Origin of the sequence: Collimonas sp. NPDC087041, from assembly GCF_044745265.1 — a bacterium.
Taxonomy (GTDB): domain Bacteria; phylum Pseudomonadota; class Gammaproteobacteria; order Burkholderiales; family Burkholderiaceae_D; genus Collimonas.
In genome coordinates this window covers 23,652-36,138 of the sequence record NZ_JBIUZX010000004.1, presented here as the reverse complement: position 1 = coordinate 36,138, position 12,487 = coordinate 23,652, and the positions used below count along the sequence as shown (strand labels likewise).

Genomic DNA, 12,487 nt, shown 5'->3' with positions numbered 1-12,487 from the left:
CTTCGTCAAGCTGCGCTGCGCCGCGTTTCGGCCGGCGCTTCTTGCATTTTTTCTAGATCTTCCTCAAGCGTTTGCGTAGCGCGGGTTGCCAAGGCTTCACCGATCATCACCAGTACCGGACCTTCGCATTGCTGCAAACCCTGTTCCAGCTGATCTAGCTGCAAGCGCAAAATACGCTGATTGTCGCGGCTGCAGTTTTCCACCACCACTACCGGCGTTGAAGCAGCGCGGCCTTGCGCCAGCAAGCGCTGCGCCGTTGCCGCTGCTTCACGGCCACCCATGTACTGCACCAGCGTGTCGCACGAGGGAATATTGACTTGATCCGATTCGCCGGGCGCGGTGCTCGACGTAAAGAAGGCGACGCTGCGCGCCACGCCGCGTTTGGTCAACGGCTGCTGCGAAGCCGCCGCTGCCGCCAGCGCAGCGCTGATGCCGGGAACCACTTCAACTTCGATGCCATGTTGTTCCAGTGCCCGCAATTCTTCATCGGCGCGGCCAAACAGCATGGGATCGCCGCCTTTCAAACGCACGACTACTGCATATTTGTGGGCGCTGTCGACCAGTTGCTTGTTGATGAACTGCTGTGCGGTGGACAGTTTGCCGCAGCGCTTGCCGACCGCGATTTTCACGGCTTGTGGACACAGCGCCAGCATGTCTTCGGTTACCAGCGCGTCATGCAGCACCACGTCGGCTTGCGCCAGGAGCCGGGCGCCGCGCACCGTGATCAGGTCGGCAGCGCCGGGGCCGGCGCCGATCAGGTAGACCTTGCCGAGGGGGCTTGATGTGCTGCTGGCTGGGCGAGTGGTTTGCATGGCGTGCGCTTCCGTCAGTGTGGTGTCAGTCGAGCCGGATCATGCCGGCGGCGACGGTCTGGTGCGTCACTTCATCGATCAGGATGAAGGCGCCGGTGGCGCGGATCGCATCGTAGGAATCGGCGGCAATCGCTTGCTGCACATTCAACGAGACGCGCGCGATGTCGTTCAGTTTCAGCGATTCGGCCGGACGACGTTCCTGGGTATTGATGTCCAGCAGCGTATCGACCTTGGTGATGCGTGCAGCGACTTGCTTGGTGCTGTGCTTCATCCAGTATTTGCGGCGCAGGTCGAGCGGGTCTTCAGACAGCCAGCAGAGATCCGCGGCTACGGTTTTCAGCAGGCTTGGCGCACGATCGACCGAAGTCAGCATGTCGCCGCGCGAAATGTCCAAGTATTCATCCAGCAGCAAGGTCACTGACTGGCCGACGACGGCCGATTCCAGCGAACCTTCCAGCACCAGGATGTCCTTGACGGTGGCGCTTTGGCCGCTAGGCTGTACCACCAGCTTGTCGCCCTTGCTGACCTTGCCGGCTTCGATGCGGCCCATGTAGCCGCGGAAATCGTTGGCTTCGTGGCCGTTGTGGCGGGCCACCAGCTGGACCGGGAAACGGAACGGTTCGTCATGCGATTCGTCGTAGACGCTCAGCGATTCCAGCAGTTCGATCAGGGTCGGGCCCTGGTTCCAGGGCATATTGTCGCCGGCCACCACGACGTTGTCGCCAGCCAGTGCCGACAGCGGAATCGGGCGCACATCGCGCAGGCCGAGCTGTTGGGCGAATTCCTGGTAGGCAGCGACGATGCGGTTGTAAACGGTCTGGTCGTAGTTGACCAGATCCATCTTGTTGACTGCCACGATCACGTGTTCGATCTGCAGCAGGTGGGCAATCGTCGAATGACGTTTGGTCTGGGTCAGCAGTTCAACGCTGCCGTCGTCGCCGAGCTTTACCTTGGAGACGTCGATCAGGATGATGACGGCGTCGGCAGTCGACGCGCCGGTCACCATGTTGCGGGTGTATTGCTCGTGGCCCGGGGTATCGGCGATGATGAACTTGCGTTTCGGCGTGGCGAAATAGCGATAGGCGACGTCAATCGTGATGCCTTGCTCGCGTTCTGCTTCGAGGCCGTCGGTCAGTAGCGACAGGTCGATGGTGTCGCCGACTGTGCGCTTGTGCTTGGCGCGCGAGATGGCGTCCAGCTGATCGGCAAAGATGCCCTTGCTGTCGAACAGCAGGCGGCCGATCAGTGTGCTCTTGCCGTCGTCTACCGAACCGGCGGTGATGAAGCGCAGCAGGCCGCGCTCCAGGGGCGCGGTGTTTGCAGGGCCGGTATCGGCAACTTTTGTCACAACGGCGTTCATCAGAAATATCCTTCTTTTTTACGTTTTTCCATCGACGCTTCCGAGGTCTGGTCATCCATCCGGGTAGCACCGCGTTCGGTGATTTGCGTTACCGCGGTTTCGGCGATGATGGCTTCAACCGTCGCTGCATCGGAGGCTACCGGGCAGGTGCAGGAGATGTCGCCGACGGTACGGAAGCGCACTTCGCGGGTTTCCACGGTTTCGCCTTCGCGTGCCGGGGTCAGGTCGGTCAGCGGCACCAGCAGGCCATTGCGCGGGATTACCTGGCGTTGATGGGCGAAATAGATTGGTGGCAGTTCCAGCTTTTCGCGGGCGATATATTGCCAGACGTCGAGTTCGGTCCAGTTGGAGATCGGGAACACGCGCATGTTTTCGCCGGGGTGGACGCGGGTGTTGTACAGGTCCCAGAGTTCCGGGCGTTGCGCTTTCGGATTCCATTGACCGAATTCGTCGCGGAACGAAAAAATCCGTTCCTTGGCGCGTGCCTTTTCTTCATCGCGGCGGGCGCCGCCGATGCAGGCGTCGAACTTGTATTCGGCGATGGTTTCCAACAGGGTGACTGCTTGCGCGGCGTTGCGCGAATCGGTTTGTGGATTGCGCAGGCGTACCGTGCCGCGCTTGATCGAATCTTCGACCGAGCCGACGATCAGGCGTTCGCCCAGTTCGGCCGCGCGCTTGTCGCGGAAGGTGATGACTTCTTCAAAATTGTGGCCGGTGTCGATATGCACCAGCGGGAAAGGAAATTTGCCCGGGCGGAAAGCTTTTTCCGCCAGCCGCAGCATCACCACCGAATCCTTACCGCCCGAGAACAGCAGCGCCGGGTTGCTGCACTCGGCAGCCACTTCGCGCATGATGTGGATCGCTTCCGACTCCAGCCAATCGAGGTGACGGTTGGCTGCCTTGTCCAGGAAAAATTTTTCAACAACTGTGTTCATGTCAGGTCTTGTCATGTAAAGGTGCGATGAGGTGCGATGGCTGCGTTGATTCAAGCGTTCGATTGCGCGACGGATTTGATGCGGATCAATTTGCCGTCGACCACATGTAGGCCGCATTCCTTCGAATCCGGGTTTTCCCACCACCAGCGGCCGGCGCGGACATCTTCTCCGGGCTGGATCGCACGGGTGCAAGGTTCACAGCCGATCGACGGATACCCCTTGTCGTGCAGCGGGTTGTACGGCACGTTGTTGCTGCGGATGTATTGCCAGACGTCGTCTTCCGACCAGTCGGCCAGCGGATTGAATTTTTCCATGTCGTGCGCAGCGTCGTGCTCCTGCACATGCAGTTCGGCGCGGGTTTGCGATTGCGCGCGGCGCTGACCGGTAATCCAGGCCCTGTTGCCGGCCAGGGCGCGGTTGAGCGGCTCGATCTTGCGGATGCGGCAGCATTCCTTGCGCATCTCGATACTGTCGTAGAACGCATTCAAGCCATTCTGTTCAACATAGGCGGCAACGGCTTCCGCTTGCGGCCGATACGGCGTGACTTCGTAGTCGTAGGTTTGCTTGATGCGATCGAGCATGCCCAGCGTCTCGGCATGCAGGCGTCCGGTTTCCAGGGTGAAGATGCCGATCCGGTCCTGCAACTGATTGCGCAGGATGAGGTCGGTCAGCACCATGTCCTCAGCCGCCAGGCTGGAGGCAAATACCGCGGGTGTATATTCGGCCGCGATTTTTTCCAGTGTCGCCTTGGTGGCGGCGATCAGATCCGGCAGGGAGAAAGCTGGGCTGCCCATCATCAATCCTGGGTAACCGGCTGGCGTTGCACGCGACGGAACAGCGGTGTTTTTTCGTCCCACGAAGCCTGGTATTTTTCCGAGAAATCGGTCAATCCCTTCAATGCATCGTGGATGTTCTTGTCGGCGCGGACAGCGAATGCGTTGAAACCGACGCGCTGCATGTAGAACAACTGGTCACGCAGGACGTCGCCAATGGCGCGCAATTCACCTGTGTAGCCATAGCGGGTGCGCAAGTTGAACGCGATCGAATAGCCGCGGCCATCGGTGAAGATCGGGAAGTTGATGCCGATGACTTCGAACTGTTCCAGGTCGTCTTTGATGGTGTCAGCCTGGGCGTCGCTGTTGAGCCATACGCCCAGCGGCGCACGGCCCTGCAGTTCGGCGCGGCGCGCTTGCCATACGGCCAGCGGTACGATGACCTTGCCTGCAGGGATGGTGACGCTGTCGGCGGTTTCGCCTTCGCTCAGGCGCAGCACGGTCCAGTCGTCGGCGACGACTGCGCGGTTCTTGATGATTTCCGAATTAGACACAGGCATCCTCCCCATGCGGTTGATCCAGCAGGATCGGTGTGGCGTAGACAAATTCCTTGAATGGCGCGACGCCGATACGTTGCACGGTATCGATGAAGCGCTCGTCTTCGGCGCGCTGTTTGACATAGACGTCGAGCAGGCGTTCGATCACAGCCGGCATCTGGTGGGCCGAGAACGACGGGCCGATAATCTTGCCGATGCTGGTGTTGTTGCCTTGCGCGCCGCCGATCGATACCTGGTACCACTCGGCGCCGTCCTTGTCGACCCCGAGGATGCCGATGTTGCCGATGTGATGGTGGCCGCAGGCGTTGATGCAACCGGAGATGTTCAGTTCGATATCACCGATGTCGTGCTGGAAATCGATGTTGTCGAATTTCTCGGCGATGGCTTGCGCAATCGGGATCGACTTGGCGTTGGCCAGCGAGCAGAAATCACCACCCGGGCAGCAGATGATATCGGTCAGCAAGCCGATGTTCGGGGTTGCCAGGCCTTGTGCCTTGGCTTCCTGCCAGAGTGCGAACAGTTCGCTTTGCTTGACGTCGGCCAGCACCAGGTTTTGTTCATGGGTGACGCGTACTTCACCGAAGCTATAGCGCTCGGAGAGGTCGGCCACGAAATCGAGTTGGTCGGCAGTGAGGTCGCCCGGTGGGACACCAGTCTTTTTCAAGGACAGGATGACTGCGGCATAACCGGCAACCTTGTGCGCCTTGACGTTGCGCTTGATCCAGTTGGCGAATGCTTTATCCTCAGCCTTGCGGGCTTCGAAGCCGGCATCGGTCGCCGCTAATGTTTCGTAGGCCGGCGCAGTGAAATACTGGGCCACGCGTTGCAGTTCTTCGACGGTGAGCGTACCCGGACCGTCCTTGATGTCGAGCCATTCTGCCTCAACCTGGCGCGCGAATTCTTCGGCGCCGATGGCTTTCACCAGGATCTTGATGCGGGCCTTGTAGATGTTGTCGCGGCGGCCGTGCTGGTTGTACACGCGCAGGATCGCTTCCAGGTAGGTCAACGCATGCTGCCATGGCAGGAACTCGCGGATCACGCTGCCGATGATCGGGGTGCGGCCCATGCCGCCGCCAACCATCACGCGAAAGCCGATGTCGCCGGCCGGATTTCTTGCCATCGCCAGGCCGATATCATGCGCGGCAGTCGCCGCGCGGTCTTCTTCGGAGCCGTTGATGGCGATCTTGAACTTACGCGGCAGGTAGGCGAACTCGGGGTGGAAGGTGCTCCACTCGCGCAGGATTTCAGCATACGGACGCGGATCGATCACTTCGTCGGCGGCAACACCGGCCAGCTCGTCGGAAGTGATATTGCGGATGCAGTTGCCGGAAGTCTGGATCGCGTGCATTTCCACGGTTGCCAGTTCGGCCAGGATGTCCGGCGACTCTTCCAGCTTGATCCAGTTGAACTGGATGTTCTGACGGGTCGTGAAGTGGCCGTAGCCGCGGTCGTACTTGCGCGCGATGTGGGCGAACTTGCGCACTTGCGGCGCCGACAGCAGGCCGTAAGGCACGGCAATCCGCAGCATGTAGGCATGGCGCTGCATGTACAGGCCGTTTTGCAGGCGCAGGATGCGGAACTCGTCTTCCGCCAGTTCATCCGACAAGCGGCGCCGTACCTGGTCGCGGTATTGGGCGACGCGTTCCTTGACTATCTGGTGATCGTATTGATCGTAGCGATACATCTTCGTCTTCCTTATGGGTTGTGGCCAGACTCACCACGCCTTTATAAATAGATGCCGGGACTCTTGTCGCGAGTCCCTTGGTAATTCAGTAAATCAACTTTACGGCAACGGTGGTCAAGGTCACTGCCAGCAAGCCGCGCAGGAATTTTTCCGGGACCGCACGCGCCGCCAGCGAGCCAATCGTGATGCCTGGCACCGAGCCGAGCAGCAGCGATCCCAGCAGGCTCCAGTCGATCGATCCCAGCCACCAGTGGCCGAGCGCGGCAATCGCGGTCAGCGGCACCGCGTAGGCGATGTCGGTGCCGGCGACTTCCGCCGGCGACAGGCGAGGATACAACAGCACCAGGATGGTTGCACCCACCGCGCCGGCGCCAATTGATGACATCGTCACCAGCGCGCCCAGCACCACACCGGCAACCACGGTTGCTAGCGTCAGGTTCCTGCCGTGCAAATGCTTTTCCGGATGCGCATTCAGCCATTTTTGCAACTTGCCCTTGAACAGCAGCGCGATCACGGTCAGCAGCACCGAGATGGCGATCGAATAGCGGATCACCTGACCGATTTCAGCGCTGATGCCGCCGAAATATTTGAGTATCAATGCAGTAGCGATAGCCGCCGGCAACGCGCCCAGCGACAGTAATTTGACGATGTCCCAGCGCACGGTGCCGCGCGAGCGGTGGGCCACAGTACCGGCGACCTTGGTCACCGATGCAAATGCAAGATCGGTGCCCACCGCGACGCTGGGATGGATGCCGAACAGCAGTGTCAGTAGCGGCGTCATCAGCGATCCGCCACCGACACCAGTCAATCCCACTAGTAATCCGACGGCAAAACCGCTTACTACATAAGAAACAGTCATATCACCTCGTACTAAACACCCAGAATCGTAATAAACTTCACATCTATCTCCAACTACAGACTATTTATTTGCTTATATGCGCATTTGATATATGCAAATACAGCGAATGCGTTTGCTGCCTGGCTCTAAATTTGTCTGTTTGATAATTTTTTGGAAATATAAAACAGATTCTTAAGTAGAAACATAGAAAATAGAAAACCAAGGAAAAGTCATGAATCTCCATCAGTTCCGCTTTGTCCGTGAGGCAGTGCGGCAAAACTATAACCTGACTGAGGCCGCCAAGGCACTGTATACATCGCAACCAGGTGTTTCCAAGGCGATCATCGAGCTGGAAGAGGAGCTTGGTGTTGATATTTTCACACGGCACGGCAAGCGGATCCGCGGCCTGACCGAGCCGGGCAGGGCGGTGCTGAAATCGGTTGAGCTGATCATGCAGGAGATCGACGGCTTGAAGCGCATCGGCAATGAATACGCGGCGCATGACAGCGGCAGCTTCACGATTGCGACGACGCACACCCAGGCGCGCTATGCGCTCCCTAAGGTGGTGCAAGCGTTTACCTTGAAATTCCCGAAAGTGCGTTTGTCGTTGCTGCAAGGCAACCCGAAACAGGTGGCCGACATGGTGCGCAATGACCAGGCCGACCTGGCTTTGGCGACCGAGGCGATTGTCAACGCTGACGGCCTGGTGACCTTGCCATGCTACCAATGGGAACATGTGGTGGTGGTGCCGCCGGATCATCCTTTGCTGCAATCGAAGGCGATCACGCTGGAGGAAATCGCTGCTTTCCCGCTGATTACTTACGATAGCGCCTTTACCGGGCGCACCAAGATCGACCACGCGTTCGCCTTGCGCAACTTGAAGCCGGATGTGCTGCTGGAGGCGATTGATGCCGATGTCATCAAGACGTATGTCGAGTTGGGCATGGGGGTGGGGATCATTGCTGGCATGGCATTCGATGCGGAGCGGGATGTTGGCTTGCGGTCGATTCCGGTTGGGCATCTGTTTGGCACCAATATTTCGCGGGCTGCGGTGAAGCAGGGGGCTTATCTGCGTAGTTATGTTTATACCTTCATCGAGTTGCTGGCGCCGACGATGAATCGCAAGTTGATTGAGCAGGTGATGAATGGCGAGAAGGATATGTACGAGTTGTAGGATCGCCGGTCATGCGCTGTTGCAGCTAAATGGCAACTAGCTAAATAGGACAGAGTTAAATGGGGTCAGAGTTTTTTTTCGGCAGGGTTTCGCCGAAAATTACTCTGACCCCTTTTAACGGCCTACGGAGTGAGTGCGGTGGTGCATCTACAACTGCGATCATCGTTACTTAATACTGTCGCTACTCCGTGGGGGCTTGCCGGGGGCGGCCCGGCGGCCGCTCACTTTCTTTGCTTCGCCAAAGAAAGTAAGCAAAGAAAGGCGATCGCACAGCCGTTGCCCGCCTTCGGCGGGTCCCCAAATGAGCCGCGCGCCAGTCGGATGGGACACAAACTCGCTGCGCTCAAACATGTGTCCCATAATTCCCGACTGTCGCACGGCTCATTTGGCAACGTCAGCATGCGAAAAGTCAAAAACAACGGCAACGTCAAAAACAACGTCAACTTCAACAGCAACAGCAACAGCAACTGCAACATCAAAACCAACACCGAGAAGTTAAATGGGGTCAGAGTTTTTTTTCGCGGTTTTTGCGAAAATTACTCTGACCCCATTTAACGAACCACGGAGTGCACACCGTGGCACTCAATGCTTCTTAGCCGTTACTTAATAACCAGCATCCCGCATCGCATCTTCCGTCGCATGCAACGCCACTTCAATACGATGCAGCGCATGACGTTGCAGCTCTAGCACGCGTGGGTCGTCTTCGCGTTGGGCGGCGTCGTTGCGGGCGCGGGCCAGGGCGTCGGCGGCGTCATGCAGGCGGCCGCGGTGGTCGAGGTTGGCGTCGGGGCGTTCTCCGCGGTACATGTCCTTGCCTACATACTCGCCGAGCTGGGTGATTTCGCGCGTGGCGGCATCGATTTCAGATAGAGCCACTTGCTCATTCCTGCCCATTTCCCAGTTGTCGCCAGGACGATGGTCGATCAACCAGCGGGCTGCGTGCAGGTCGGCTAACGCGTGCTGATACGCGCCGTGGTGGCCTGGTTCGTCGGCTTGTGCCGCGAGCGGTAATACCGCTGGGATCAACAGCAGGGATAGTGTAAGTTTGTGTATCAATTTCATGACAGCTCCGTGATTATTCTTGTATGGCGAAAATAGATTGAGGCTTCGATTCGACGCTATTCAGACGGAAAATTTCTGCGCGGCAATTATACAGTCCGCGCCGTTCAAATTAGTAGCGATAGTAGTAGGGATGGGGAGCGTAATAGCCGCGTGCGGGCACGACGACGCAGCCGGTAATGGCTGTACACAAGGTGATGCCGAGCACCACGAGTCCGATGAGCTTTTTCATTTTGGCCTTCTTTCCTGTTTGAGTTACCAGGACTTCAGAATGCCACTAACATCTTGCTACATGTGCTTCGAGGGAGTGTGAGATGTAACCGTTTGTAGACATCATCCGGACAAGAAATGTCCGGATGATCGATACGATTATTCGCCGACGACGGCCGGTTCGAGCTTGCTGTGCAAGGTGATGGCAGGCACTCTGCGCACCAGCCACAGGGCGATCACGGTCACTATCACAGCGAGCCCGACGCCCATGTGAATGGCGCCGATCAAGGCTTCGCGCGCAGCGACCAGCAATAGCTGACCTTGATGGCCGGCATTCGCCAGTTGTGCCAACACCGTGGTTTGGGTTTCGTGGCTGATCAGGATCTGCGGATCGGAAAAACTGCTGAACCAGTCATCCGCTTTTTGTTCACTCAGCGCCTGATGCACGCTGCCGGCATACATGTGATTGATCAGCGTGCCGATGATCGCGGTGCCAAGCATGCTGCCGATCATGCGCAGCGATTGCATCAGCGCCGTCGCGATGCCGAGGTGTTCACGGCCGGCTTCCTGTTGAATAAAGATGGTCAGGTTCGGCAGGATGAAACCCAGGCCCAATCCGCCGACCAGCATGAAAGCGGCGATGACGCCATGCGAAGTCCAGCGGTTCGATATCACGACGCCGAGGCAGGACAGCGCCAGCAACGAGAATCCGATATACAGCATGATGTTCGGATTCTTCAGCCTGGTGATGATGCGGCCGTTGGAAATGCTGCCGACCATGATGCAGGCCACCAGCGGTGTAATCAGCAGGCCGGCCTCTTGCGGCGACAGGCCGAAACCGCCCTGATACAGCAGTGGCGCGTAGAACATCAGCGAAAACATGGAAAATCCGCTGAGTACCGACAGCAGGAAGAGCGTCGACAATTTCTTGTCGAACAGCAGATCGAATGGCAGGATCGGCTGCGGCGTATGATGCTCCCATTTCCAGAGCACGATGAAGGCTACGATACTGAAAGCCAGCAGGCCCAACATGGCCAGCGACAGGCCGTGCTTGGGCAGCATTTCGACAAACAGCTGCAGGGAACCTAGTGCCGCAGTGATCAGCAGCGCGCCCGGCCAGTCGAGACGGATCTTGGCGTCCGGGTGGGTGTGGCGCAGGTGCGGCAGGTATTTGTAGACGAAGAACAGCGACAGCACGCCGACCGGCAGGTTGACATAGAACACCCAGCGCCAGCCCCAGTATTGAGTCAGGAAGCCGCCCAGCGAAGGCCCCACCGCGGTGGCGATGCCGAATGCCGTGCTCATCAGGACCTGCCAGCGCAAGCGCACGTGGGCGCCGGGGAATAGGTCGGGGATGCAGGCGAATGCGGTACCGACCAGCATACCGCCGCCGATGCCTTGCAAGCCGCGCGCAATCACCAGCCACAGCATGCTGTCGGCCATGCCGCACAGGATCGAGGCGGCGGTGAACAGGATGATCGAGACCAGCACGAACGGCTTGCGTCCATAGAAATCGCCGAGCCGGCCGAAGATCGGCACAGTGATTACTGAAGTCAGCAGATACGAGGTGGCGACCCAGGCATACAGCTCGAAGCCTTTCAATTCGGCAACGATGGTTGGCAAGGCGGTGCCGACCACGGTCGAGTCAAGCGCCACCAACATCACCACGAAGGCGATGCCGAGCATGGCAAGCAATGATTCACGGAAAGGTAAAACCTGGTCGCTCGAATGAGCGGAGGCAGAATGGATGGCCATATGATTGTTTATCGGCGGAGTCGCCGGTTGATGGAACAGTGCATGGAATCTGTAATTGATTGCTGTTAGGCACAGCTTGAAGGTTCAGCTTGATACGGATTGATACTTATTGCGCAGACAAGATGATACGCCCCTTGGCCGGTTTCTGCTGCGCGCCGTCCGCGGCAACTTATAATCACGGCCCCAAGCCAATTTTTTTATCTGAAAAATCACACCCTGAGAAGTAGTAACGCAAGCGATGAAAAAAACAGACACCAAGGCGCTCAACGTCGTCGAGCAGCACGGCCAGGCCAGCTTGTCGCCGGCACAGAAAAGCTTCAATGCGCTGCTCAAGAAGCTGGAAACCGAGCGCCAGCTACTGGCAGCGTGGCAGCAAATGATCCCCTTGCTTCAGCAGCACCATGTCAATCAATACCAGCCGCTGATGCGCAGCTACCACGCGCTGGTGGCGCAGTTGGTGCGCTTGCTCGACGATGCCTATTCGGCGAAAGGCTTGAGCCGGCACGATCAGGAAAAGATCAGCCACATCATCTGTTCGGTCGGTGCCGCCATCATCGGCGACAGCGACGCTGCGGATTTGAAACGGATCTACCGGATGCATGGCGGCGCCGATGTCGATACAGCGGAATGGCAGCAAGAGGATTTCGTGGAATTCGAGCAGGAGGCAGAAAGCGACCGCCATGCGTCGGCGGAACATGCGCACGAGCGCGCCTCAAAAAAACGAAAGAAATCGGCCAAGGCTGCCGCCCGGGAAGCCAAGCAACAGGAAGAACTGCAAAACGCCAGTCAATCAGTGCGCGAAGTCTATCGCAAGTTGGCAAGCGCCTTGCATCCCGACCGCGAGCAGGATCCGCTGGAACGTGTGCGCAAGACCGCGTTGATGCAAAGAGTGAATATCGCCTATGACAAGAAAGATCTGCTCGGCTTGCTGGAATTGCAGCTGGAAATCGAGCAGATCGACCAGAGCCGCATCAACTCCCTGTCGGAACAGCATCTTCGGCACTACAGCAAGGTATTGACCGAGCAGTCGGCGGAACTGCGTGACGAGATTGCCGGGCTGGAGGCGGAGTTCCGGATGCGCTTCAACTTCGATCAGCAGGAGGCGATGTCGCCGGCGCTGGCGATGCGTCACCTGAAGAGCGCGATCAAGGGCGTCCAGCAAAACATCAATGCGCTCAAGAGCGATTTGCTGGCATTTGAAGATGTCAAAAACATCAAAGCGTGGCTCAAGAGTTATCACATCTAGACGGCCTGTTTCTCTGGGCAGCATCGTCAAGTGTGGCGTGAAATTGTCTTTTTTATCATGTTTTTACGGGGCCAGCCTGCCGCT

Annotated in this window: 12 protein-coding genes; 3 read left to right on the top strand and 9 right to left on the bottom strand. The window is 58.2% G+C overall.

Annotated features, from left to right (window positions below; translation table 11 throughout):
• Positions 1-5: 5 nt before the first annotated feature.
• From cobA to ACIPF8_RS08440, 7 genes are all read right to left on the bottom strand, one after another.
• Positions 6-812 carry a uroporphyrinogen-III C-methyltransferase gene (gene cobA / locus ACIPF8_RS08470; RefSeq protein WP_400419565.1) on the bottom strand — a complete coding sequence of 269 codons (807 nt, stop codon included), beginning with the start codon at positions 810-812 and terminating at the stop codon, positions 6-8.
• Positions 813-837: 25 nt separating this feature from the next.
• Positions 838-2,172, bottom strand: coding sequence for a sulfate adenylyltransferase subunit 1 (locus tag ACIPF8_RS08465; RefSeq protein WP_400419563.1), 1,335 nt, complete (start codon positions 2,170-2,172; stop codon positions 838-840).
• A complete protein-coding gene (gene cysD, locus ACIPF8_RS08460; protein WP_400419560.1) occupies positions 2,172-3,107 on the bottom strand; it encodes a sulfate adenylyltransferase subunit CysD in 936 nt (311 codons plus the stop codon). Before cysD ends, ACIPF8_RS08465 begins: the two co-directional genes overlap by 1 nt.
• Positions 3,108-3,157: 50 nt before the next feature.
• Positions 3,158-3,904, bottom strand: a complete 747-nt coding sequence (locus ACIPF8_RS08455) for a phosphoadenylyl-sulfate reductase (RefSeq protein WP_400419558.1) — start codon at positions 3,902-3,904, stop codon at positions 3,158-3,160.
• Positions 3,904-4,440, bottom strand: a complete 537-nt coding sequence (locus ACIPF8_RS08450) for a DUF934 domain-containing protein (protein WP_400420519.1) — start codon at positions 4,438-4,440, stop codon at positions 3,904-3,906. The genes ACIPF8_RS08455 and ACIPF8_RS08450 overlap by 1 nt, the downstream gene beginning before the upstream one ends.
• Positions 4,427-6,121: a nitrite/sulfite reductase gene (locus ACIPF8_RS08445; protein ID WP_400419555.1), complete on the bottom strand. Its 1,695-nt coding sequence runs from the start codon at positions 6,119-6,121 to the stop codon at positions 4,427-4,429. The genes ACIPF8_RS08450 and ACIPF8_RS08445 overlap by 14 nt, the downstream gene beginning before the upstream one ends.
• Before the next feature lie 85 nt (positions 6,122-6,206).
• On the bottom strand, positions 6,207-6,980 hold the full coding sequence (locus ACIPF8_RS08440) for a sulfite exporter TauE/SafE family protein (RefSeq protein WP_400419552.1): 774 nt from the start codon (positions 6,978-6,980) through the stop codon (positions 6,207-6,209).
• A gap of 211 nt (positions 6,981-7,191) precedes the next feature.
• Here ACIPF8_RS08440 and ACIPF8_RS08435 point away from each other — a divergent pair, with 211 nt between their 5' ends.
• Positions 7,192-8,133: a CysB family HTH-type transcriptional regulator gene (locus tag ACIPF8_RS08435; RefSeq protein WP_400419549.1), complete on the top strand. Its 942-nt coding sequence runs from the start codon at positions 7,192-7,194 to the stop codon at positions 8,131-8,133.
• Between the two features lie 138 nt (positions 8,134-8,271).
• A complete protein-coding gene (locus tag ACIPF8_RS08430; protein ID WP_400419546.1) occupies positions 8,272-8,688 on the top strand; it encodes a hypothetical protein in 417 nt (138 codons plus the stop codon).
• A gap of 48 nt (positions 8,689-8,736) precedes the next feature.
• On the opposite strand, the gene ACIPF8_RS08425 is transcribed toward ACIPF8_RS08430, so the two are convergent.
• Both ACIPF8_RS08425 and ACIPF8_RS08420 read right to left on the bottom strand, forming a co-directional pair.
• Positions 8,737-9,195, bottom strand: a complete 459-nt coding sequence (locus tag ACIPF8_RS08425; RefSeq protein ID WP_400419543.1) for a hypothetical protein — start codon at positions 9,193-9,195, stop codon at positions 8,737-8,739.
• A gap of 366 nt (positions 9,196-9,561) precedes the next feature.
• Positions 9,562-11,157 carry an MFS transporter gene (locus ACIPF8_RS08420; RefSeq protein WP_400419540.1) on the bottom strand — a complete coding sequence of 532 codons (1,596 nt, stop codon included), beginning with the start codon at positions 11,155-11,157 and terminating at the stop codon, positions 9,562-9,564.
• Between the two features lie 238 nt (positions 11,158-11,395).
• On the opposite strand from ACIPF8_RS08420, the gene ACIPF8_RS08415 reads away from it, so the two are divergent.
• A complete protein-coding gene (locus ACIPF8_RS08415) occupies positions 11,396-12,403 on the top strand; it encodes a molecular chaperone DnaJ (protein WP_400419537.1) in 1,008 nt (335 codons plus the stop codon).
• The last annotated feature ends 84 nt before the right edge of the window (positions 12,404-12,487 follow it).